Here is a 25001-nt window from a genome sequence, read left to right on the forward strand (position 1 = left end):
AGCTTATGCCCACAATATAGACCAATGGGGCTTTGGAACAAGCCCCGTGTGTCACAAAGCGCGCCAGAACTGCCCTGCTAGCTGCGGGCCTTACGCTGTTTGCGCTCGCCGCGCCGATCGGTGCGATGATTGGCCCGCGCGCCCTTGCGATCCAGCCGCTGGTTTATGCGATCGCCTTTGTTGTCTAACCGGCCATTAATGCGATCGCCCTTGTTGTCTAAACGCGTTTCAATGCGGTTGCCCTTGGCATCAAGCCTGGCTGCACGCTGGTCATTGCCTGCGTCTAGGGCCCTGTCGGCCTTGCGATCAAGGCGCTCATCAATGCGCTCGCCTTTGGTGTCCAGGCGCGCGTCAATGCGGTCGCCCTTGTTGTCCAACCGCGCATCCACCCGGTCGCCGCGGGTATCCAGGCGCGCCTCTTTGCGGTCGCCCCGCAGATCGTGGCGCTCGGCAATGGTCTCTTGCGCCGCCGCCATGCCACACCACAAAACCGTGGCCATACCCAGTGCCAAAACAGGAAGTTGAACTTTCATAATGAACCCTTTCATTGGTTGTAAGTGTTGTTTATTCAACCACTACAACGGGGCCCGTTTGATTTGGTTGACACTGGCAGTAAAAAACAGGCTTACGGGTGCACCACCAGCGCCACCAACTGATCCGCCAGCGCATCCACACTCAAAGGCCCACCAGGCTTATACCAATGCCAGGTTTCCATCGCCGCACCGCGAATAAAATGCCGCGCAAGCTGGGGCTCGGCCGCCAGCGCGCCCTGGGCTTTAAGTGTGGCCAGGCAATCCAGCCAGCGCTGCTCATAGTGCTCGCGCAGTGCCAATATTTGCCGCTGGCTTGCAGCACCCAGTGAGCGCCACTCGGTAACCAAAATGCTAAAGCCTGTGCCAATTTCACCGTGAATGGCCTTGAGTTCACAGGCCACCAGCACTTTTAGACGGGCCTTTGGCGTTGTTGCTGTGCAAAGCTGCGCCTCCATGGCATCACCCACCAGCAAAATGAGCTCTTCCATCAGCTGTGCCAAAATGGCCTCTTTATTGGCAAAGTGGTGAAACAAGCTGCCCGACAAAATACCCACTTGCGCGGCGATATCGCGCACGGTGGTGCGCGCAAAGCCACGCTCGCGAAACAGCCCCGCCGCAACCCGTAGCACCCGCCCCTTGGCGGATGCCTGATCTTCCAAAACCCGAGCACTGGCCAACGGGCACTCCTCCTGCTTATGCATTGTCATCAACGGCAATAAATCGGAATTGTGGCCTATTGTCAACCAAGCGCTTGCTTGGTATTGTCGGCAAACAATCACAGTAACGGGAACCACTATGTCTGCGTCACCCGCTGTTATCACCTGCGCCTTAACAGGTGTATTGACTAACCCCGCCCAACATCCGGTACCGGTGACTGCCGCAGAAATGGCCGCTGCCGCCCGCCAAGCCTTTGATGCCGGTGCCACGGTAATGCACGTGCATTTTCGCCGGCAGGAACCAAACCTGGGCCACTTGCCCAGCTGGGAACCGGAAGTGGCCTTTGAAATTGCCGAGGCCATACGCAGTGCCTGCCCGGGCGTGCTGCTGAACTTCTCAACTGGCACCATCGGGCGCGATCAACACGGCCCCATTGCTTGCCTTGAACGTTGCAAGCCTGAAATAGGCGCCTGCAACGCCGGCAGCCTGAATTATTTAAAAGTTAAGCGCGATGGCACCTGGGCCTGGCCGCCCATGCTGTTTGAAAACACCGTTGAAAAGGTTGAGGAGCTGCTGGCCACCATGCAGCGCACGGGCACCCGGCCGGAATTTGAATGTTTCGACCTAGGCATAGTGCGCTCGGTGGGCATGTACCAACAGGTGGGCCTCATTGAGCGTGCAAGCTTTAACTTTGTGATGGGTGTTGCCAGTGGCATGCCCGCAGACCCTGAACTGCTGCCGCTGCTACTGAAATACCTGCCCGGCGACAACCCTTGGCAAACCACTCTAATCGGGCGCGAAGAAATCTGGCCACTACACAGGCTGGCGGCAGAACTTGGGGGCCATTTACGCACAGGCCTAGAAGACACCTTCTACCTCCCCGGCGGCGAGCGCGCTAAACACAACGGCGAGCTGATTGAGGCTCTGGTAACCATTGCCGAGCAATCCGGGCGCAGCATTGCCAACACCCGCGAGGCGCGCGCACTGTTTTTATAAGTTTTTTAAAAGGGCTTACACCATGAGCTACACATCGGTTTTTCAACCCGGGCTGTTTAATGGCCACACCGTTATTGTGACAGGCGGTGGCAGTGGCATTGGCCGCTGCACCGCCCACGAGCTGGCGGCACTGGGTGCACACGTGATTATCACCGGCCGCAAGCAAGAAAAGCTCGATCAGGTTACTGAAGAAATTCAAACAGACGGCGGCCAGGTATCGAGCCTGGCCTTCGATATAAGAGACGAACCCGCAGTTGAACAAGCAGTTGCAGAGCTTGCAAATAAACACGGCCAGATTCACGGCCTAGTGAATAATGCAGGCGGCCAGTTCCCGGCCCCTTTAGAGATGATTTCTGCCAAAGGGTTTGATGCCGTTGTGCGCAGCAATTTATTGGGCGGCTTTTTAATGGCGCGCGAAGTCTACAAACACAGCATGCAAAAGCACGGCGGCGCCATTGTGAATATCACCGCCGACAACCTCAACGGCATGCCCGCCATGGGCCATTCCGGTGCCGCGCGCGCCGGCATGGAAAACCTCACCAAAACCTGTGCCTGGGAATGGGGTTATTTTGGCGTGCGCGTTAATGCCGTGGCACCTGGCTGGGTGGCATCCAGTGGCTTCGACACCTACGACCCACACTTTCAATCACTCATCAAAGGTGTGAAAGACCACGTACCCTTAAAACGCCTTGCCTTTGAGGCCGAAATCAGCGCGGCAATTTGTTTTTTATTAAGCCCCGGCGCCAGCTTTATAAACGGCCACACACTGCGCATAGACGGCGGCTCATCACAGGGCTCGGCACCCGCCATTTGGCCACTGCCCAAAGGCGCTGCGGTAAACACCCACGCATTTAACGGCTTTCATCGCGCCAAGCTGCCCGAGATGTTAAAAGACGACGAGGCAAAATAAATGACCCGCCAGCCCGACGCCCCCAATGAAACAGCCCGCAGCGCTGACAAAAGCAACCGCGATCACCTGCTGGCCCAACTCGCCCACATTCGCGCCATTGAAAAAACCCTGGCAGACGCAGCCCAGGCCAAGCGCGAAAAATACGCGGCCCGCGGCATGCTGTTGCCCCGCGAGCGACTGGCGTGCCTGCTGGATGCCGGCAGCCCGTTTATTGAGGTGGGCGCACTGGCTGGTTACAAAATGTACGACGACAAAGACGGCACAGGCGCCGGCGGCGGCTGTATTGGTGGCATAGGTTTTATTCACCAAACACCCTGTGTTATTCGCGTTGATAACTACGCCATTAAAGGCGGCACAATTTCACCAGTGGGTATGGAAAAAGCCCTCAGGCTGCAGCAAATAGCCATGGAAAACAAACTGCCCTTTGTTACCTTGGCACAAAGCGGTGGCGCGAATTTAATGTACGCCAACGAAATTTTTGCCCCCGGCGGGCGGGGCTTTGCCAATCAGGCGCGGATGTCTGCCATGGGTATTCCACAGGTAACCGTAGTGCACGGCAGCGCCACCGCCGGCGGCGCCTACCAACCGGCGCTCAGTGATTACGTGGTGCTGGTACGCAATCAGGCCACCATGTATTTGGCAGGCCCGCCCCTCTTGAAGGCCGCCACCGGCGAGATAGCAACCGATGAAGCACTCGGCGGCACTGCTGTGCACGGCGAGCAGGCCGGTACCGGCGATTACATTGCCGAGAACGACGAACACGCCATCGCGCTTGCCCGCGAACTGGTGCAAAACCTGAACTGGTTTAAAATCAGCGCCAACACTAAAAACCAACAGCCTGCACTCAAACCCACCCAGCCCAATTGCATACTCGATATTATTCCCAGCAACACCAAAGCGCCCTTTGATGCGCGAGATGTCATCGCCCACCTGACAGACAACAGCCACTGGCTTGAATTTAAAGCCGCCTTCGATCAGCAAACACTGTGCGGCCAGGCACGCATACACGGCCAGCCCATCGGTATTATTACCAATAACGGGCCCATCACCTCACAAGGTGCCAACAAAGCCGCGCAATTTATTCAGCTGTGCGAACAAAACCACACGCCCTTGCTGTTTTTACACAACACCACAGGATTTATGGTGGGCACCCAGGCCGAGCAGTCGGGCATCATCAAGCACGGCGCAAAAATGATTCAGGCGGTAGCCAACGCACAGGTGCCGAAATTCAGCATTGTGATGGGGGGCTCTTACGGCGCCGGCAACTACGCCATGTGCGGGCGCGGTTTCGACCCGCGCTTTATTTTTGCCTGGCCCAATAGCCGCACAGCGGTGATGGGTGGCGCACAGGCAGGCAAGGTGCTGCGCATTGTCACCGAAGCCAAAATGGGCAGCACTGATACCGCCATGCTGGATAAACTCGAACAAGATACCGCGCAATTTGTAGACGCCCAGGCCACAGCCCTGGCCTGCACCGCACGCCTGTGGGATGACGGTATTATAGACCCGCGCCACACCCGCGACCTGCTTGGCCTGCTGCTCGCCATTTGCAGCATGGGCGAAAACTTCACCACACAGCGCAACAGTTTTGGCGTCGCGCGCTTTTAACTTTACGCATGCCCACAGGCCAGTTGTACGCCTTGGCGGCAAAATAAAACGGAGCCCACATGCAATTTAGCGAACAACACCAAGCACTGCGCCAAAACGTTGCCCGCTTTGTAAGCGAGCAATTAAACCCACACATTGAACAATGGGAGCGCGAGGGGCAATTCCCCATGCACGCGCTGCTTAAGTCACTGGCAAACCTTGGCCTGCTGGGCATCAGCAAGCCTGAAACAGCCGGCGGGCTTGGGCTTGATTTCAGCTATGAGCTCATACTTGCAGAAGAATTGGGCGCAGCCCACTGCGGCGGGGTGCCGTTGGCCATTGGCGTTCAAACCTCTATGGCCACACCCGCTTTGGCGCAATACGGTTCTGATGCACTCAAACAACACTTTCTACAACCGGCCATTGCCGGCGACATGGTGGCGGCTATTGCGGTGTCTGAACCGGGGGCTGGCTCAGATGTTGCCAACGTAAAAACCCACGCACGCAAAGACGGTGGCGACTACATAATCAATGGCAGCAAAATGTGGATCACCAACGCTCACCAGGCAGATTTCTTCTGTGTGCTGGCCAACACAGGCGATGGCAAACCTCACGAAAATAAAAGCCTGATCATCGTGCCTGCAACCTTGTCCGGCGTCACCCTGGGCCCGAAGCTTGAAAAAATGGGCATGCGATCCTCCGACACATCGGCCGTTTTTTTCGACGATGTGCGCGTACCCATCCACTACCGTATAGGTGAGGAAGGTGCAGGCTTTCTCTACCAGATGCTGCAATTTCAGGAAGAGCGCCTGTTTGGTGCAGCCCTCACCTTGAAGGGCTTTGAGTTGTGTATTCAAAGTACCATTGAGTACACCCGCGAGCGCGAGGCCTTCGGGCACCCGCTTATCAACAACCAAACCATTCACTTTGCGTTGGCTGAGCTACAAACAGAAGTGGAAGCCCTGCGTTCACTCATTTACCGCGCCACAGAAAATTACGTTACCGGCCAAGATGCCACCCAGCTGGCCTCTATGGCCAAGCTTAAGGCCGGGCGTTTATCGCGCACACTGCCAGATCAATGCCTGCAATTCTGGGGCGGCATGGGCTTTATGGAAGCGTCGCTCATCAACCGGCTGTACCGCGATTTCAGGCTTACCTCCATTGGCGGCGGCGCCGATGAAATTATGCTCGGCATTATCTGCAAACTCATGGGCATTCTGCCCAAGCGTAAAAAGGCATAAGCATGCAGTTACCCACATTCGAACACGTAAAAATTGAAAAAAACCTGTGCGGCATTACGGTAACCTTGAATCGCCCCCACCTACGTAACGCCATCAACCACGCCATGTTGCGCGAGCTAACAGATATCTGTACCTGGCTTGGGGCGCAACCCGATCTGCGCGTGCTGGTAATCAAGGGCGCAGACGGCCACTTTTGTGCAGGCGGCGACATCGCCGACATGCTAAGTGCTGCAGAGGCATTTGAGGCGGGCAACAAAGATGCGTTTTACACGCTAAATCTGAATTACGGCCAACTTTTGCTAAACCTTGCCCGCCTGCCCTGCACGGTAATTTCCGTATTACAAGGTACGGTTATGGGCGGCGGATTGGGTTTGTGTGCAGTGGCCGATATTTGCCTGGCAGACGCCAGCGCTAAACTTGCCATGCCAGAGATAACATTGGGTTTGCCGCCTGCGCAAATTGCCGCCTTTGTGGGCGAAAAAATCGGCCTCGCCCAAGCACGCAGGTTGGCCGTCAGCGCCGGCAGGCTTACCGCCCAACAAGCCAAAGCCATTGGCTTAGTGGATGAAGCCTATGCCGATAGCACTGCACTCACCGAGGCACTCAACGCACACCTTGCGGCCATGAATTTATGCTCGCCCAAAGCGCTGCGTACCACCAAATCGCTACTGCTGGCGCAAGGGCCCTTTAGCCACGCCAACGAAGAACACTGCCAGGCATTGTTAGCGCGCGCAGCCAATGCCTTTAGCGATGCCGTAACCCACGGCGATGGGCCAGAGGGCACCAAAGCCTTTATGGAGAAACGCCGCCCCCACTGGGTGCAAACTATAGAGCCCGAGGTGCGCTCATGAACCCAGAAAATGCAAACGCCACAAATATTCAACGCAAGCCCATCAAGCGCTTGCTGGTTGCCAACCGCGGTGAAATTGCCTGCCGTATTTTTCGCACAGCTGGCAGCCTTGGCATTACCACTATTGCCGTCTACAGCGAGGCAGATGCCAACGCACTGCACACAAAACTTGCCGATGAATGCCACCCCATTGGCCCGGCCGAGGTGCAAGCCTCGTACCTCAATATTGAAGCAATAGTAAGCGCGGCTATTGCCACCGGCGCAGACGCCGTACACCCCGGCTACGGCTTTTTGTCTGAAAATGCAGCCTTCGCCCAGGCATTAGCCGACGCTGGCATTACTTTTGTTGGGCCCTCAGCCAATGCCATAGAAGCCATGGGTGACAAGCGTCAGGCCAAGCGCGTAGCAGAAAACGCAGGCCTGCCCACCCTGCCCGGCATCCACACCAACAACGCAACTGACGATGAACTCATACAGGCAGCCACTGCCATTGGCTTCCCGGTTATGGTTAAAGCCGCACACGGCGGCGGCGGCCGTGGCATGCGGCTTGCGCATGATATAGAAGGCCTCAAAGGCGCACTCACCAGCGCCAGAGCAGAGGCACAAAACGCCTTTGGCCGCGGCGAGCTGTTACTGGAAAAAGCGCTCACCCGCCCTCGCCATATAGAAGTGCAAATATTTGCAGATAAACACGGCAATTGCGTGTACATGGGCGATCGCGATTGCTCTGTGCAAAGGCGCCACCAAAAAGTGGTAGAGGAAGCTCCCGCCGCCAACCTGCCGGATGGGTTGCGCGCCCGCATGGGCGAGGCATCCATAGCATTGGCGAAAAGCTGCCAGTACCTGGGGGCTGGCACCGTTGAGTTTTTGGTAGAAGGCCAAGACTTCTACTTTCTGGAAATGAATACCCGCCTGCAGGTGGAGCACCCGGTAACCGAAGCCGTTTTTCAGGAAGACTTAGTGGCCTGGCAGCTTGCCATAGCCGAGGGCTTGCCCCTGCCCAAACAACAAGCGCAACTTATTCCCTCAGGCCACGCCATTGAAGTGCGCCTGTACGCGGAAGACCCGGCCCAACAGTTTTTTCCCCAAACCGGGAAAATACTGCACTGGCAACCCTGCAACGCTCAGGCAGGTATGCGCACAGATCACATGCTGTATGACGGCGCACAAATCGGCAATTGGTACGACCCGATGCTTGCCAAAATAATTGCCCAAGGCTTCAGCCGGCGTGACGCCATTAACAAATTGCGGGCGCAAATCCGCGGCACCCTGGCACTTGGCATCAACCACAACCTGGGTTTTTTAACGCGCATCCTTGAGCACGACGCATTTCAAGCAGCGCCACCGGGTACAGATTTTCTGGAATGCCACAACCTCACCCAGCCGCGCGCAACAACCCTTGTACACGCACATATTGCCGCCGCCCTTGTGCAATTTTTAGAAGCGCAACCTACAGCAGCCGCGCTAAGCACTGCCTATGGAAACCTGAGCACATTAAGCATTCCCAACACCCGCCAATGGCAACTGGGCAACAACACACAAGATGTACTGTTAGATGCCCGCACCTATTGCGAAGGGCTAATCACCCTGACAATGGAGGGCACAAATTACCCAATCACCCACATAGACCACAGCCCCCCGGCGCTTACCTTTAAGTGCAACGGCGAACGCATCAGCTGCTTCGTGGTGCGCACTGCCACCCATTACTACCTGCAGCTAGGCGGCGAACACTTTACCTTGCAAGAAGTAAGTTCCCACGCAAGCAGTACACACGCGCAAAGCTCTGGTGATATTAAAGCCCCTATGGCCGGCCAGGTACTGGAGGTTTTAATTACATCAGGCGAGCAGGTAAACGCGGGCGACACACTGCTCATTATTGAAGCCATGAAAATGGAAATGCCCCTTAAAGCCACAAGCCCCGGCCGCTACACCATTACCGTTCAAAAAGGCGAGCAGGTAAGCGCAGGCCAAACACTTGCCGAACCGCTAGAGCCCCACGTTGAATCGCCCAGCCCCGGCGATAAAAATAGCGAACACACACAGGAGCACACACATGCTCACGCGCGATGACATACGCCTGCCCTGCCCCCACCAAACAGAAAACCACCAACAATGGCGGGCAAGCCTTAGAAAATTTGTGAGCACCCATGTCACACCGTTTGTAGAGCAATGGGAAGAAGCCTGTGAACTACCGCCCGATCTTTGGGCCAAGGCCTGTGATGTGGGCCTGTTGCAATTGGGCTACCCAGAGCAATACGGCGGCATTTTGCAAGACACCGACCTCTACCACATGACCATTGCCGCCGAAGAGCTGAGCGCTTGTGGTGCCGGCGGGGTTTACGCCACGCTGTTGGTACATGGCATCGCACTGCCGCCCATTGTTCACTATGGCTGTGATCAATTGAAAAATGAGGTGATCGCCCCGGTGCTGGCTGGCCGTCGCCACATCAGCCTTGCCATTACCGAGCCCGGCGGCGGCTCAGACGTCGCTCGCCTTAGCACCACTGCGCAAAGCCGGGGCGATCACTATGTGGTTAACGGCAGTAAAACCTTTATCACCGGCGGCATGCGCGCCGATTGGTTTACCACTGCCGTGCGCACCGGCGGCGAGGGTGTAGGCGGTTTATCTTTACTGTTAATTAATGCAGACGCCGAAGGTGTAAGCCGCACCGCGCTTGATAAAAAGCAAGGCTGGTGGTGTTCAGATACTGCCACCCTGTATTTTGATAACGTAAAAGTACCCAAGCACCAGCTCATTGGTGAAGAAAACGGGGGCTTTTTGCCCATAGTGCACAACTTTAACAATGAGCGCTTGGCGCTCTCGGCCAGCGCCCTGGAGGCTGCGCGCGTGTGCTTTGAAGATGCCTGGGCATGGGCGAATGATCGCAATACCTTCGGCAAGCCGCTAATCAAGCACCAGGTGATTGGCCATAAATTCGCCGAAATGTTGCGCCAAATAAACGCCACCCAGGGCTACCTGGACAGCTGCCTTTGGGCGATCACCCAAGGCCAGTGCCAACCCAGTGACATGGCACTACTCAAGGTGCAAGCCACACAAACCATGGAATTCTGCGCACGCGAAGCCTTGCAAATACTGGGTGGCGCCGGCTTTTTGCGGGGTTGCCGGGCCGAGCGCATCTACCGTGAAGTGCGGGTTAACGCCATTGGTGGCGGCTCTGAGGAAATCATGCGGGATCTGGCCTGGCGACAACTGATGGCACGCAGCGGCAATTAGCCGTAACGGCCCTAAAACTTGCGCTAAGCTTAATCAGATAAACCAAAACCGGATTGGGTCACACACCTACCGCTAGATTTGAGGTTGCCACACGCCATGCATCTTCCGCTTCCGCTGCTCTCCCGCGCCAGCCTGCTGGCGGCACTGCTTGGCTGGGCGCAAAGTGTGGCCACACAAGCGCAACCCCCAAGGGCTGCATCAGACAGCACAACCGGGGCCGCGATACACGCCTCTGAAATTGTGATTCGCATGCCCAAAGAGGAGTTCAGCAACTCCGGGCACACCAATTACATCCGTACCCTGCTGCAACTTGCCCTTATTCGCAGCAAAAGTGCCCACGAGACCATAACACTTGCGCCCATTGAAGAAGATCTAACCCAGGCCCGTTTAATTGCGGAACTGCAGCGCGGGCACATTCTCGACATTATCTGGACCATGACCTCACGCGAACGTGAAGCCACCATGCTGCCTGTGCGCATTCCGTTGCTAAAAGGCCTGTTAGGCCAGCGGGTATTTTTAATTCGCGCAGATCGCCAAGCAGATTTCGAAAAAGTCTCAACCCTCAGTGAGCTCACGGAATTTACTGCAGGCCAAGGGGCACACTGGCCAGACACAGAAATTTTGCGTGCCAACGGCCTGCCGGTACTTACTTCAACGCGCTATGAGTTATTGTTTTCGATGTTGCGTGGCGGGCGCTTTGATTACTTTCCGCGCGGCGTTAATGAAGCCTGGGCCGAACTGGATGCACACCCGAATGAAGGGCTTACAGTAGAGAGCACGCTTTTGCTCTCTTACCCGGCACCCATGTATTTTTTTGTGCGCAAAGGCAACGAGGCATTGGCAAAGCGGTTAGAACAGGGGCTTGAATTAATGATTGCCGATGGCAGCCTGGATGCCCTCATAGAGAGCCACCCAAGCTTGATGCAATTTGTTAAAAAGGCCGACGTAAAATCCAGAAAGGTGTTTAAGCTTAATAACCCGGATCTGCCCGCCGAAACACCTTTGCACCAGCCCAAATACTGGGCCATAGAGCACTAAGCTAAACGCGCTACTCTTTGTTGCGCGCCTCTAAACGCGGCTCTGCTACCGCCACCAGCTTGCCATCAACAAAGCTTATGGCTTGGGTAGAGCCGTAGGGGCCAAGCTCTCTTAACTTATGCCCTTTGTTCACCAATATTTGTCGCGTACCGGCGGGCATATTCGCTTCCACAAATAGCATGTCGGGCCGCCACTGTTGGTGAATACGGCTTTTGGCCAAGGCCTCCTCAAGGGGCAGGTTTAAATCCAGATGATTGATAATTGCCTGCACAACCTGGGTAATGATGGTGGGGCCACCGGCGGCGCCCACTGTCATCACGGGCTTGCCGTCTTTCAACACAATGGTGGGTGCCATAGACGACAGCGGCCGTTTGCCTGGCTGCACGCTGTTGGCCTCTGTACCCACCAGCCCGTAAATATTGGGCACACCCGGCTGCACGGAAAAATCATCCATTTGGTTATTCAACACCACGCCAGTGCCAGGCACCACCACCTTCGCGCCGAAATCCGTATTAACCGTGGTGGTAATCGCCACCCAGTTACCCCATTTATCAGCGGCTGCAATGTGGGTGGTGTGCTTGGCAAAAAGATCTACCTCAACATCCGCCGGCGTACCCGGGCCCGTAACATCCAGCGCGCGCTCCAACTCAATGCGCGCCGCCTGGCGGGCAATATACTCTTTGCCAATTAATCCCTTGGGTACCTTGGTAAAAGCCGGATCACCCAGCCAATAGGCGCGATCGGCAAAGGCCAGCTTCATGGCCTCGCCAATCACATGGTAGCGATTGGCATCATTGAGTGAAGCCAGATCAAAACCTTCCAACATGCCCAAAATTTGCGCCGTATGCACACCGCCAGAGCTTGGCGGAGGAAAACCCACAATCGTAAAATCGCGATAATTTGTACTGACTGGCGCGCGCTCTACCACTTTGTAGTTGGCAAAATCTTGTTCGGTAATCAAGCCACCGTTTTCACGCATCCATTTGCCAACGGCTTTGGCAAATTCACCCTGATAAAAATAGCTGCTGCCTTCTTTTGCGATGGCGCGCAGGGTTTTGGCAAGATCTGGCTGTGTGAGCAGGTGCCCCTTGGGCCAGGCATTGCCTTGGGCGTCTAGCAGCGCAGCCCGGCTGCCCGGAAATTGCGCCAGGCGCTCGGCTGAGCGGGCCAGACGTTTGGCAAAAATGCCATCAATTGCAAACCCGCGCTCGGCAAGCTCAGCGGCCGGCAACAACACCTTGGCGTAATCAAGCGCACCGGCCTTCTGAATGGCCAGCTCGTAAGCTGCCACCGAGCCGGGAACACCCACCGCCAGTGGGCCCATCTGGCTGAGCGCGGTATTGGCCACGCCCTCTTGCACATACATGTCGCGGTGGGCGGCCATGGGTGCGGTTTCACGCCCATCAATGGCCAATAATTCTCCGCTGGCTGTGCGTATCAACACAAAGGCACCGCCGCCTATGCCTGAGTTATGGCTATCAACCACGCCCAGGGTAATTGCAGCGGCGATGGCGGCATCCACCGCGTTACCGCCCTCGGCCAGTGCATTCAGGCCGGCCTTGGTGGCCAATGGGTGCACGGTGGCCACTGCCCCCTGCTCTGCCGCATGCGCATAGGGAGCGGTATCTACCTCTACCTGCGCCTGCACACCGCCAACCCATGCAGCTACCGCAAGGCCTGTGCAAGCAAGCAAACGGCTCATTAGGTGCTTCATCTGATTCACTCCTGTTTACGTACTGCCAGAGAATACTCTGTCAGCCAGCCAGTTCAAAGGAACGGGGTACAAATTTATACGGCCCAACCCTATACTGGGCCGGCCAGCCCCATCAACACTGATCAAATTATAACCAACGGAATGCGGATGAGCAGCCTCACCACGATTGAAGTCAATAAAGAGGACATGAAGTTCTCTGCCGCCCACTTTACGATTTTTTCTGCCACTGAACGCGAACGCGTGCACGGGCACAATTTTCGCGTGTCTATGAGCATCAGCTCACCGGCCAATGGCAACGGCCTGGCCTTTAGCTACAAGCTGCTAAAAGATAAAATGCGTGCGCTGTGTGATGAGCTGGATGAATACACCCTGCTGCCCGCGCAATCGCCTTATCTCACCATTGCCGAACAGGGCCTTTACTACCATGCAGCCTTCAACGGCGAAACGCTGATCTTTTTGCAAAGCGACTGCAAGCTGCTACCCATTCCCAACACCACCGTAGAAGCCTTTGCAGACTACCTGCTGGGCCGCTTTTTACACGACGATGACTTCGTCGCCCGCTACGACATTTTTCAGGTTGAAATGAAAGTTTCTTCCGGCCCAGGCCAATGGGGCTCTTGCCAGTGGCGCGCAAAAGATGAACAAAATCCATAGCCCTATATGAATAACACACCCAGCACCGAAGCACTCAACTGGCGCCGCGAAAAAGTATTTTTATTGCTGGCCGGATTTTTTCTCTGCGCCATGACACTGCTTAACGTGATTGGCATTACCCGGTTTATTCAGCTCGGCCCCATGGCGCTGGCGGTAGGTGTACTGCCCTACCCGTTAACGTTTTTGTGCACAGATTTAGTCAGCGAGCTTTACGGGAAAAAACGCGCCAATTTTATGGTAACCGTTGGGCTCATCATGAACCTGTTTGTAATTGCCATTTTGTGGCTAGGCAGCCTTGCGCCATCGGTTGGTGCAGAGAGCATGCCCCCCTGGCAACAACTCAACCTTTCAAGTGATGTAATTCTGCCAGACGGCACCGTAGTTGCTGGCACCATTGAGCTATACCAATTGATATTCGCCTGCACCTCAGGTGCGGTGGTGGCCTCTATGCTGGCTTACATGGCCGCACAATATTGCGATGTGTACCTGTTCCATTTTTGGAAACGGCTCACCCGCGGTAAACACCTTTGGCTACGCAACAACCTCTCCACACTGGTAAGCCAAGGGGTAGACTCCTTTACCGTAATCACAGTTACCTTTGGTGCAGCATATCTGGCCGGGGGCATATCCTTGAACCAGCTGCTGGTACTCATGGGCAGCAACTACCTGTTTAAAATGGTAGTGGCCCTGGCAGACACCCTGCCTCTGTATGCGGCAGTGCATTACCTGCGGCGCTACCTGCACATTAAAGATGATACGCACATAGCCCTGTAGTATGTGCAGCCCCATCCCCCACAAAGAATTGCTATGCCTTTTCAAGCAGCTATAAATTTTATTAAACATCGCCTTGGTATGGCACTTGGCCTATTGCTTATAATTGCAGGCTGCTCGAACGATACACAACCGATAAACACCCAAGCACCAAAGCCGGCTAATAGCGCGCAAAATGTTCAACGCTCAACTGCAGAAGCCGCCTATGAAGCCGCCTACAAAGACACCAACCAAGCCAGCTTTGTAGGTAACCAACAATGTGCCAGCTGCCACGAAAAGCAGCACCATCAATGGCAGCAAAGCCACCACGCCAAAGCCATGGCAATTGCTAGCGACGCGAGTGTACTCGGCAATTTTAATCAGGCAACTTTTACCTATAACGGTATTACCAGTGTGTTTTACCGCAAAGATGGCAACTTCATGGTGCGCACAGATAACGCTCAAGGCGAGCTGGAAGATTTCAGCATCAGCTATACCTTTGGCACCTACCCGCTGCAGCAATACCTCATAGACATTGGCCGCGGCAAAATTCAGGCGCTCGGCATCGCATGGGATGCCCGCCCAACAGCAGAGGGCGGCCAGCGTTGGTTTCACCTCTACCCAAATGATGCGGTAGACAACCAGCACTTTCTACACTGGACGGCGCGTGATCAAAACTGGAATTACATGTGTGCCGAATGCCACAGCACCAACCTAAAGAAAAACTACAACATAAAAACAGACAGCTACAACACCCACTACGCTGAAATAAATGTCGCCTGTGAAGCCTGCCATGGGCCTGCCAGCAACCATATCCGCTGGGCCGAAACCACACCCACACAGCCCGCAAACAAAGGGTTAACAGTTGAATTTGGCGAGCGTCAAAACGGCTACTGGCAATACCTGCCCGGCAAACACACAGCCCTGCGCACTAAAGAATTGACTAGCCAAACCGAGCTGAATGTATGTGCCCGCTGCCATTCACGGCGCAGCACATTAAACGAAAACTTTATTCATGGCAGCGCGATAGGCAATAGTCACAGGGTAAATGCACTCTCTGAAACCCTCTATCACCCTGATGGCCAACCGAAAGATGAAACTTTTGTACTGGGCAGCTTTTTGCAAAGCAAAATGCACAGCCAAGGCGTAACCTGTAGCGATTGCCATAACCCACACAGTACAACACCGAAACTTGAAGGCAACACCCTCTGTGCCCAATGCCATAACCCGGGTGTGTTCGATACGCCAAGCCATCACCACCACACGCCAACACAAGCCGGAAGCCAATGTGTAGACTGCCACATGCCGGTAAACCGCTATATGGGTGTAGATGATCGCCGCGATCACAGTTTTCGTATTCCGCGCCCGGATCTCTCGGCAGAATTTGGGGTGCCAAACACATGTAATAGCTGCCATAGCACCCAAACACCAGAGTGGGCAAGCAAGGCCATTGCCAGTTGGCACGAACAGGCCCAACAACCCTTCGCCCCCGAAAGCCACCAGCAATTTACCGCAGCGCTGGCCAAAGGCCGCCAAGGCCTACCCGAGGCACTCACACTACTTATTGCGCTTACCCACAATCCGGCACAACCGGCCATTGCGCGCGCCAGCGCCATTGCGCTGCTCGCCGCCTACCCAAGCCCGCGCAGCTTTAGCGCCATTGTTGCGCAAGCTACAGATGCATCACCGCTGGTACGTCGCGCGGTAGCAGACGCCCTCACCCAGCTCAACAACCCGGTTGGAATTACCTACCTTGAAAAATTATTAGCAGACGCGGTAACAGATGTGCAATTTGCAGCGGCCAGTGGGTTGTTAGAGGCTCGCCCCGGCTCCCTCAGCCCGGCCACTCGCAAACGCCTAAGCCAAGTACTAAAGGCCTATGTTGAAAGCCAACAGCACAATGCAGACAGGCCAGAAGCCTGGATAAATCTGGGCAACCTGGCTGCGCGCCAACAAGAATTGCCAGAAGCAGAAAAGGCATTTCAAACAGCCCTAAAACTCAACCCGAAATTCGCACCGGCAATTATTAACCTTGCAGACCTCTACCGCGCCACCGGGCGCGATAAGAAATGTGTAGAACTATTAGCACAAGGCGTAGACGCAAACCCAAATGAAGGAAGCCTGCACTATGCACTGGCACTGGCCCGTGTACGCGAGAAAAACTATAGAGCAGCAGCCACACACTTAAACAAGGCGGTAGAGTTCGCGCCTACCCAGGCACGCTACGCCTATGCATTGGCGGCATTCCAAAATCAAATCGGCAATACCCAAGCGGCAGTAAGCACGTTAAACGCTGCATTGGCCCACAGCCCGTTTGACCCGCAACTGCTTACAAGCCTCAGGGCATTTGCAATGAAAACTGGCAACAAAGATGCCGCGGCACTTGCCAGTGCACGGCTAAAGGAAATGCAGCAAGCGCTGAATTAGCCGCAGCTTGGCAGGAGCAATATCACAAAGCAGTAAAAACCTAACGCTCTACCTGACCAAGATTTGCATGCATGATAGCGCCATTAAATACGGGCTGGGTTGCGGCGGTATAAATAGCCTCAGCCATTTCCGCAGGCGCAATCAACCGATTAAAGGTAACACCGCTGGCAATGCTTGCCAGAATAGATTCATCGCCACCCACGTGAGTACGCAGCATTTCAGTATCGGTAAAGCCCGGGCACACACAATTGGTATGAATACCCTTACCTGCCAAATCCTGGCAAGTAGCCCGCATCAAACCCACCAGCGCATGCTTTGAAGTAACATAACTGCAGGTATTAGCCACCGCCTTTTCACTCAAGGTTGAACCCACATACACAATTGCAGAGCCGCTCGCCATTGCCGGTAAAAGAATTTGGTTCAATTGGCTGGGTGCCACCACATTAAGCTGCAAAACCGCCGCAAAATCATCGGCTGCTATGGCATCTACCCGATCTTTATTCATGCGAGCTGCATTGTGCACCAATGCAATCTGGCCCCTGCCATCAGGCAGAAATTTCGAAACAGCTGCCTGAATGGCGGCCTCCCCGCGGGCCGGCCATTGAATATCACCCATATCAATCGCCAGGTTGACAACCCCATCAACCTCACAGGCATTGCGCGAAATATTCAGCACCCCATAGCCTTCCGCCAAAAAGCGCTCTATCACTGCGCGGCCAATACCTTTGCTGCCGCCGGTTATTACGAGTAATTTTTGAGTCACACCTTGCTCCTGTTATTGCCGGTAAATGCGTTCGGGGTTGGGCCACTGGGCTCGCGCCATTCTACCCAATAGCGTCAAGCAACCCCAGAGCTAGATAAGATGGCAATAAAATAGTTAAAACCCAGCGGTATACCGCCCAACTCTCAAACCAACCAAGATGAACGCCCATAAAGGCTGAAAGGCTGAAAAAAATAAGCAAAATAAACGCTTAAACAGCCAATATTCCCCCAAAGAACTCAGGCATGCTGCATAGCCTGCAAGTTATTCAGAGCGATCATCGCCTATAACAACATACCTACCCGGCGACACTTTAATGGGCTCAGGAAACCCTTTACCCAACACCTTGAAACCGTCGCTATTAACACCCTCTGGGTTTGAAAACCCGCTATTTACAACCTGCTGATAGTGTTCGTACGATTGCCATACAACGGTGTTCACATACTTAATAGCGCCATCGGGCTCAGAATCTATTGACCGGTAGAAAGTTGAACACACAAACCCCTCTTGCCGCTTAAAATATGCCACATATTCGTTCCTAACAGACTCTGCCACCTCCTCCATACCAGAAGGCACCAGTATATGGTTAATAATCGAGACTTCAGCCATGTGTAATATTCTTCGACCTTACGCTTTGTTGGGGGTAATTTGTTAGGTTTGTAGGTAAGACTCGTAACCTGCTTTCGTGTATAGATTTTCTACTGACTCAACGCCCGCATTTGCGGCTGGTTTGGAGCGCAGCGGAAAAGCAGTCCGGCAACATGCGTTTGTTATACGCTAGCCTCGTCAGCCTCTCTTAGCTCCTCTTCAATTGAGGTTGTGGGCGCGTCGCTATTTATGGCATCTCTTGCCCTTTTTAGATCATAGTCTGGCGCTTCTCGCATACCGACCCGCTGTCGATTGCTGTCTATCTTCCAAAACTCCACGTGCTCAATATTCCTCATCCTCGGCTCCATAAACAAGGAGAAGTCCAAAGTATAGGCCTCATATCTACCTTTTCTACCAGAGGCAGCAGATGTATCCGGCTCAATAATATGTATCAACTTAAAATCCATTAACTGCTGAACAAGTTCATGGACATCAGAAAACTCCTGCGCCTGATCCTGCGAGATAAGAAATGCTGTTTTTCTTTTCTCTTTAAGGCAAAACTGAATTATATCCCTATACAATTTCTCTAATGGAGAGGCATCGCTAACTCCTTCCTCTTTAAGGTTGTTTAGTTTCGTACGATAAGAAATCCTACTGGCGCCCTTCCACACATATGTTGGAGTTATCCATTTTTCTCTTCCATCTGACAAAGATGATGAAACAGACTCAACAAAGATGTTTAAAAAATCTCTTGGCACCCCTCCGGATGCCAAAACCAATGCATGGAATGCTTCTGGATTAAATAGCACACTTTTGGCGTCATCTAGGCCAGCGGTGTATGAAACTGAGTCAAGCATTTGGGATAGAAATTCACCTGTAGAATCTATATCTTCCAGCGTTCTATCCAAACTTATTTCTTCAACGTCCTGATGAAGCTCAACTCCAATTGTATTTTCTTCATTTCTAATAATCGTTGTTCTATGCCGCACAGTTCCAATTTTTAAATAAAAGTTAGAACCTCGAACAAGACGATGTAAATAATCAATTACATCTGGCTGCCGGCTTCTTGGTATGAGGTAAAAATCATCAAGTAAAATAAACGAAAATTCATATCTAGAATTTTTCAGCGAAGTGGATAAGGACTCTTTGTAATCACTTAAGTAGCGCTCAAGGTGATCAAGCTTTTGTTCTTTAAACTCACTTTGCTTCTCGTGTTTAGTCGATTGCTTTCCACCTGTTTTTGCCATTCCCTTAGACAGCTCCACATTTATATCCGTGTTTTCGCCATCAGTTTGCCGTATGCTAGCTTCTTCTGCCTGTGATAAAACCTTTCTTAAATCGGCTATATTTTTTTGGATGGCATTAGGCCGCCTTATCCAGCGCCTCCATTTTATGTTTGCCTCAGGCATGCTTTCGAAGATACGGAGCAGCAAACGAACAAGGAGATCTGGATAAGTGAGTCGTTTAAACTCGTCACCTTCGATATAGATTGGTAAGATTCCATTATTGGCACCAGAATCATGGAGAAAGTGGACAAAGAGACACGACTTTCCTGACCCTCGCCTACCGAACACTATTTGATGTTGGCATGATTTAAACCGGGTTAAATGGTTTGAAATATCAATATAGGCAGGATTGTGGTTCGGCCTGATGCGAAATGAGTCTTTTATTAGATCTGTTAATCTTTGTACTTCTGGACTATTTAACACCAATTTCTCCTTGTGTATAACGCTTAGATAAGTTGCCCGTCGGCATACAAAAAAATAGCCTTGAACGCCTCAATAACCGGCGCGCGCTTCTTGCGCGTCCGGCGCCACAGGCGCGTAGTTAATTGACTTGTTAAACCTATACAAACCGCTCTGCAATTTTGTTATATTTTTGAACCGAAAAAAAAGCCTTTGCAGAATTTTGCAAATAGTTTTCCTCAAACCCATTCTTTAACGAGATAAGTTGATCTAGCTCCTGTCGCAGGAGATTAAAATGATCTAGATACGAAATACTTATTGAGCTTGCTAGTGCTAATAGCTCGTCAAGGCGTGTTTTTGAGAATTCTGCATGATCAATAATAGGAAGGTAAATACTCTTCATGTAGTCGAGGGACAACTCTTCTCCTTTTTGGGGTATATCACCATGTAGATAGTAAAGTGTCGTAGTGACAGCATCGTATGCAAAACCCTGCCGCCCATCTATCTCTCTACATAATCCTGACAAATTTTCAGCGTTTAGTAGGCCTTTATCTTTCACTTGAAAAGAAACTCCTTTGGCAAATAGGCCAACAGCATCAGACAATCGAAAATGAACAGCTCTTATCCTGTCTTTTTCCTTCATGCTGTTGTACACAGCTAGGAGCCCCACAAATAGAAGACCCTCCAAGCCAAAGCCAATTAGCTCAGGAAGCAAATTGCCATCAAAGAATTCTTTATCCAGAAGATTCTCATTGTCAGCATAATCGACCAACTTCCAAAGAAAAAATAGGAAAACCAGAAAAACTGAATATGGACTAAAGATAAAGCTCTTAATACGGGTTTCCAAATGAACTCTCCGATAGGTTTAACGCCCGGTTTAGGGGCGGCCGGAGCGTCAGCGTAGGCCGTCCCAGCCGCGTTTTTTGCGGCGACCCTAGAACCGCTTGTTATGCGCGACCTAGTTACGCACCGCCCTTTGTTTATTTAGCCCAACTTACAGGCCAATTATTCTTAAATTAACACTGCCATTGCCTGGCAGCGCAAGAAAAGCCCCTAACAAAGGTGGCCTTACAACAATATTTTTTAAAAAAAGGTCTCATTGACGCCGAACTTATCTTGGCTACGAAGTTACCAGCGTTGGGCGCCACCAATCAATTCTGATTTTATCCGAACTACTTGGAACCACCCTACTTCGACGCCTTTTATTCATGACTACGAAGGAATTTGTGCGCCATCACTCTCAGGATTTCGCTTTTCCGCATAACGCCCCGAGCAGCCGGCCAGAACCGTAGCGAAGCGAAGGTTATGGATCGGCTGACTTGGCTTGTTATATTTAGTTTTTACACCTGTAGGCCTTGCCGATACCAGTAGTATTTGTTGTTCCCATAGATCCATATGCGCTGCTGTTTTTTAGATCTTGAACATGTACAACATTTGCACCAAGCCTGTAGGCTTCATTACGAAGTTCATTCCTAGCTCCAACAACAAGGTTTTCATTTGATGTAACGTCCCCTGTAAACCAATTGCCTTGTGAGCCAACCACCTCACCAAGAAACTCACACTTTGATCTATCAGGAGCCTCATTTACCAGCTCGACCCTATCCGCACCCGGAATAGTTTTGCTAGCGGAACAACCGCATAGAATCAAAGCGAATATAGAAACTGCTGGTGTAAGTGTAACTAACTTCATTTTTTCTCCGATTTTTGGTTTGAAATATAACGCCCGGCTTTGGGGCGGCGAAGCGACAGCGTAGCCGTCCCTGCCGCATGTTTTTTATGCGGCATACAAAAGCCGCTTGTTAGGTGAACTGCTAGATCCATTGCAATGCTAATTCCTAGAATGTTCACTACCATCCATTTTGCTCATCAGTTTTTCGCACTTACTGTCTAGCGTGCCAGCAATTCCAACAAAACTACAAACAGAATTTCCATTGGAATCGTAGATTGCATACCCCTCATCCATGCAACCCATACAGTGGAATACTCGATAATATAGCTCTCCATCAATAAGCATTTTCGACCCCTCCATTTCCGTTATTACAACGGCTTCTGGCTGCAAAACATTCTGATTTATGTCTTCTGATGCAAGCGCCACTGGAACGGTAAAAATGAATAGAACAATGAACTTCAATGACATCACCTAACGCCCGGTTTAGGGGCGGCCGGAGCGTCAGCGTAGGCCGTCCCAGCCGCGTTTTTTGCGGCGACCCTAGAACCGCTTGTTATGCGCGACCTAGCTACGCACCGCCCTTTGTTAATATTAATTTACTTTTGGCCCACTATTTTTCTACCAACATTGCCACTACCTAGCAGCGCAAGAAAATACACTTAGAAAATGTGAGCATACAACACTATTTTCTTAGGCTGATCTTTGGTACCAAGATTTTCTTGACTACGAAGTTACCAACAATGGGCTAGCCTAAACAATTCTATTTGCATTCTTACTACTTTGAGCCACTTCATTTTGATGCCGCGCCAATCATGACTACGGAGTAATTTTTTCGACATCACTCTCAGGATTTCGTCTTTCCGCATAACGCCGCAAGCAACTGCGGCTGGAATGGAGCTTGTTTTTATGCGATGCTTTTCCCGCATAAAAACAAGCGGAGTGTAAGCCGTCGGGTTGACTTGCCTTGTTATGCATACCCACGCTTAATAGCCTCTATTGCTTCCACATTTTTCTTTTGTAGTTTTTCATATGAACGATGCTTGGAAAATACAGGCCCAAGCCAACCATCTTCATGAGTAAAACTCATACACCACGCCATATTCTTTGGAAATACATAATAGTCATACCTGTATTTACTTGCGTAGAATGGCTTTTCTTTAGTAATAGCCACCTCGATAAAGTTTTGCATTGGCTCGGATAAGACATAATAGTATACCGAGGAATTCTGACTGTATAATTCCATAGCATCTTCCAACAAAGCAATCCCTTCCACACTTTCCCAAGCATACCCACGCTGTTGCTTAATATTTAAATTGGGGCAATAGGCTGATTTCCAATTCTCAAATACCGACAATGAATCACCTTTTTCCAGTAATTCATAGTGCGTAACACCTATGTTTTTCCAAAAACTTGACTCTTCCATACTCAATTACGCATAACGCCCGGTTTAGGGGCGGCCGGAGCGTCAGCGTAGACCGTCCCAGCCGCGTTTTTTGCGGCGACCCTAGAACCGCTTGTTATGCGCGACCTAGTTACGCACCGCCCTTTGTTTATTTAGCCCAACTTACAGGCCAATTATTCTTAAATTAACACTGCCATTGCCTGGCAGCGCAAGAAAAGCCCCTAACAAAGGTGGCCTTACAACAATATTTTTTAAAAAAGGTTCTCATTGACGCCGAACTTATCTTGGCTAAGAAGTTACCAGCGATGAACTCCCTTAACCAATTCTTTATCCGCACTTCTTGGAGCCACCCCACTTCGACGCCTTTTTGTTCATGACTACGAAGGAATTTGTGCGCCACCAATCTTAGGATTTCGCTTTTCCGCATAACGCCCGGTTTAGGGGCGGCCGGAGCGTCAGCGTAGGCCGTCCCAGCCGCGTTTTTTGCGGCGACCCTAGAACCGCTTGTTATGCGCGAACTAGTTACGCACCGCCCTTTGTTTATTTAGCCCAACTTACAGGCCAATTATTCTTAAATTAACACTGCCATTGCCTGGCAGCGCAAGAAAAGCCCCTAACAAAGGTGGCCTTACAACAATATTTTTTAAAAAGAGTTCTCTTTGACGCAGAACTTTTCATGACTACGAAGTTACCAGCGATGGGCGCCACCAATCAATTCTGATTTTATTCGAACTACTTGGAACCACCCTACTTCGACGCCTTTTGTTCATGACTACGAAGGAATTTGTGCGCCATCACTCTCAGGATTTCGCTTTTCCGCATAACGCCCGGTTTAGGGGCGGCCGGAGCGTCAGCGTAGGCCGTCCCAGCCGCGTCTTTTGCGGCTACCCTAGAACCGCTTGTTATGCGCGACCTAGTTACGCACCGCCCTTTGTTTATTTTGCCCAACTTACAGGCCGATTACTCTTAAATTAACACTGCCATTGCTTGGCCCAGCAAGAAAAGCCCTTTATTAAAAGTGTGCTTAGAACACTGTTTATTCTAAAGAGTACTCTTTGACCGTAAACCTTTCTTGACTACGAAGCTAAGATCGATGTGCACCACTAACCAATCATATTTTCATCAGATCTTCTTTGATCCACTCCACTTCGATGCCTTGTTGATCATGACTACGAAGTAATTGTGCGCCATCGCTCTCAGGATTTCGCTTTTCCGCATAACGCCCGGTTTAGGGGCGGCCGGAGCGTCAGCGTAGGCCGTCCCAGCCGCGTATTTTGCGGCGACCCTATAACCGCTTGTTATGCGCGACCTAGTTACGCACCGCCCTTTGTTTATTTAGCCCAACTTACAGGCCTCTATTCCTAAATTAACACTGCCATTGCCTGGCAGCGCAAGAAAAGCCCCTAACAAAGGTGGCCTTACAACAATATTTTTTAAAAAGAGTTCTCTTTGACGCCGAACTTATCTTGGCTACGAAGTTACCAGCGATGAACTCCCTTAACCAATTCTTTATCCGCACTTCTTGGAGCCACCCCACTTCGACGCCTTTTTGTTCATGACTACGAAGCAATTTGTGCGCCACCACTCTTAGGATTTCGCTTTTCCGCATAACGCCCGGTTTAGGGGCGGCCGGAGCGTCAGCGTAGGCCGTCCCAGCCGCGTTTTTTGCGGCGACCCTAGAACCGCTTGTTATGCGCGACCTAGTTACGCACCGCCCTTTGTTAATATTGACTTACCTTTGGCCCACTACTTTTGAGCTAACATTGCCACTACATAGCAGTGCGAGAAGAACCCCTTAAGAAAACGGAGTTTACAACAATGTTTGTTTCAAGGAGTTCTCTTTGACGCCAAATTTTTCTTGACTACGAAGTTACCAGCGATAGACGCCACTAATCAATCTTGATTTTATCCGTACTACTTGGAGGCACCCTACTTTGATGCCCTGCCGATCATCGCTACGAAGTGCTTGTTGCGCAACCAAACTCCGGATTTCGCTTTTCCGCATAACGCCCGGTTTAGGGGCGGCCGGAGCGTCAGCGTAGGCCGTCCCAGCCGCGTATTTTGCGGCGACCCTAGAACCGCTTGTTATGCGCGACCTAGTTACGCACCGCCCTTTGTTTATTTAGCGCAACTTACAGGCCAATTATTCTTAAATTAACACTGCCATTTCCTGGCAGCGCTAGAAAAACCCCTTAATAAGACGGAGTTTACAACAATGTTTGTTTCAAGGAGTTCTCTTTGACGCCAAACTTTTCTTGACTACGAAGTTACCAGCGATGGACGCCACTAATCAATCTTGATTTTA

21 protein-coding genes are annotated in these 25001 nt (G+C 51.9%); 11 read left to right on the forward strand and 10 right to left on the reverse strand.

Annotation, left to right across the window (positions count from 1 at the left end; translation table 11 throughout):
* Positions 1-77: 77 nt before the first annotated feature.
* A complete protein-coding gene (locus L1F30_RS09485; RefSeq protein ID WP_253355619.1) occupies positions 78-533 on the reverse strand; it encodes a hypothetical protein in 456 nt (151 codons plus the stop codon).
* 92 nt (positions 534-625) lie between these two features.
* A complete protein-coding gene (locus tag L1F30_RS09490) occupies positions 626-1234 on the reverse strand; it encodes a TetR/AcrR family transcriptional regulator (protein ID WP_253355621.1) in 609 nt (202 codons plus the stop codon).
* Between the two features lie 94 nt (positions 1235-1328).
* On the opposite strand from L1F30_RS09490, the gene L1F30_RS09495 reads away from it, so the two are divergent.
* The 8 genes from L1F30_RS09495 (at position 1329) to L1F30_RS09530 (ending at position 11047) form a co-directional block, all read left to right on the forward strand.
* Entirely contained in the window at positions 1329-2186 is an 858-nt protein-coding gene (locus L1F30_RS09495) for a 3-keto-5-aminohexanoate cleavage protein (protein ID WP_253355623.1), read from the forward strand.
* 22 nt (positions 2187-2208) lie between these two features.
* The gene (locus tag L1F30_RS09500; RefSeq protein ID WP_253355625.1) at positions 2209-3096 is read left to right on the forward strand and encodes an SDR family oxidoreductase; all 888 of its coding nucleotides are present in this window, start codon (positions 2209-2211) and stop codon (positions 3094-3096) included.
* Positions 3097-4704 (forward strand): acyl-CoA carboxylase subunit beta, encoded by a 1608-nt coding sequence (locus L1F30_RS09505; RefSeq protein ID WP_253355627.1) that lies wholly within the window; start codon positions 3097-3099, stop codon positions 4702-4704.
* Positions 4705-4763: 59 nt separating this feature from the next.
* Entirely contained in the window at positions 4764-5924 is a 1161-nt protein-coding gene (locus L1F30_RS09510; protein ID WP_253355629.1) for an acyl-CoA dehydrogenase family protein, read from the forward strand.
* Between the two features lie 2 nt (positions 5925-5926).
* Positions 5927-6775, forward strand: a complete 849-nt coding sequence (locus tag L1F30_RS09515; protein ID WP_253355631.1) for an enoyl-CoA hydratase/isomerase family protein — start codon at positions 5927-5929, stop codon at positions 6773-6775.
* Positions 6772-8844: a biotin carboxylase N-terminal domain-containing protein gene (locus L1F30_RS09520; RefSeq protein ID WP_253355632.1), complete on the forward strand. Its 2073-nt coding sequence runs from the start codon at positions 6772-6774 to the stop codon at positions 8842-8844. Before L1F30_RS09515 ends, L1F30_RS09520 begins: the two co-directional genes overlap by 4 nt.
* A complete protein-coding gene (locus tag L1F30_RS09525) occupies positions 8828-10009 on the forward strand; it encodes an acyl-CoA dehydrogenase family protein (protein WP_253355634.1) in 1182 nt (393 codons plus the stop codon). The genes L1F30_RS09520 and L1F30_RS09525 overlap by 17 nt, the downstream gene beginning before the upstream one ends.
* Positions 10010-10105: 96 nt before the next feature.
* Entirely contained in the window at positions 10106-11047 is a 942-nt protein-coding gene (locus L1F30_RS09530; protein ID WP_253355636.1) for an ABC transporter substrate-binding protein, read from the forward strand.
* A gap of 10 nt (positions 11048-11057) precedes the next feature.
* Here the strand turns inward: L1F30_RS09530 and ggt are convergent, their stop codons facing one another.
* Positions 11058-12761: a gamma-glutamyltransferase gene (ggt, locus tag L1F30_RS09535; RefSeq protein WP_253355638.1), complete on the reverse strand. Its 1704-nt coding sequence runs from the start codon at positions 12759-12761 to the stop codon at positions 11058-11060.
* 147 nt (positions 12762-12908) lie between these two features.
* Here ggt and L1F30_RS09540 point away from each other — a divergent pair, with 147 nt between their 5' ends.
* The 3 genes from L1F30_RS09540 to L1F30_RS09550 are packed head-to-tail and all read left to right on the forward strand — an operon-like array spanning position 12909 to position 16592.
* Complete coding sequence (locus L1F30_RS09540; protein ID WP_253355640.1) at positions 12909-13415, forward strand: 6-carboxytetrahydropterin synthase; 507 nt, start codon at positions 12909-12911, stop codon at positions 13413-13415.
* 6 nt (positions 13416-13421) lie between these two features.
* Positions 13422-14189: a queuosine precursor transporter gene (locus L1F30_RS09545; RefSeq protein ID WP_253355649.1), complete on the forward strand. Its 768-nt coding sequence runs from the start codon at positions 13422-13424 to the stop codon at positions 14187-14189.
* Between the two features lie 33 nt (positions 14190-14222).
* Positions 14223-16592, forward strand: coding sequence for a tetratricopeptide repeat protein (locus L1F30_RS09550; RefSeq protein ID WP_253355651.1), 2370 nt, complete (start codon positions 14223-14225; stop codon positions 16590-16592).
* Between the two features lie 40 nt (positions 16593-16632).
* Here L1F30_RS09550 and L1F30_RS09555 read toward each other — a convergent pair whose 3' ends face one another.
* The 7 genes from L1F30_RS09555 to L1F30_RS09585 all read right to left on the reverse strand — a co-directional run bounded on the left by L1F30_RS09555 (position 16633) and on the right by L1F30_RS09585 (position 22717).
* Complete coding sequence (locus L1F30_RS09555) at positions 16633-17355, reverse strand: SDR family NAD(P)-dependent oxidoreductase (RefSeq protein ID WP_253355652.1); 723 nt, start codon at positions 17353-17355, stop codon at positions 16633-16635.
* A gap of 261 nt (positions 17356-17616) precedes the next feature.
* Entirely contained in the window at positions 17617-17880 is a 264-nt protein-coding gene (locus L1F30_RS09560) for a hypothetical protein (protein ID WP_253355654.1), read from the reverse strand.
* Between the two features lie 242 nt (positions 17881-18122).
* Positions 18123-19649 carry a hypothetical protein gene (locus L1F30_RS09565; protein ID WP_253355656.1) on the reverse strand — a complete coding sequence of 509 codons (1527 nt, stop codon included), beginning with the start codon at positions 19647-19649 and terminating at the stop codon, positions 18123-18125.
* Positions 19650-19785: 136 nt separating this feature from the next.
* A complete protein-coding gene (locus L1F30_RS09570) occupies positions 19786-20472 on the reverse strand; it encodes a hypothetical protein (protein ID WP_253355657.1) in 687 nt (228 codons plus the stop codon).
* Positions 20473-20958: 486 nt separating this feature from the next.
* Complete coding sequence (locus L1F30_RS09575; protein WP_253355659.1) at positions 20959-21315, reverse strand: DUF4156 domain-containing protein; 357 nt, start codon at positions 21313-21315, stop codon at positions 20959-20961.
* Positions 21316-21453: 138 nt separating this feature from the next.
* Positions 21454-21756: a hypothetical protein gene (locus L1F30_RS09580; RefSeq protein WP_253355661.1), complete on the reverse strand. Its 303-nt coding sequence runs from the start codon at positions 21754-21756 to the stop codon at positions 21454-21456.
* 505 nt (positions 21757-22261) lie between these two features.
* Positions 22262-22717 (reverse strand): hypothetical protein, encoded by a 456-nt coding sequence (locus L1F30_RS09585; protein ID WP_253355669.1) that lies wholly within the window; start codon positions 22715-22717, stop codon positions 22262-22264.
* Positions 22718-25001: the final 2284 nt, after the last annotated feature.

Source organism: Simiduia sp. 21SJ11W-1, from assembly GCF_024138675.1.
Lineage (GTDB): Bacteria > Pseudomonadota > Gammaproteobacteria > Pseudomonadales > Cellvibrionaceae > Simiduia.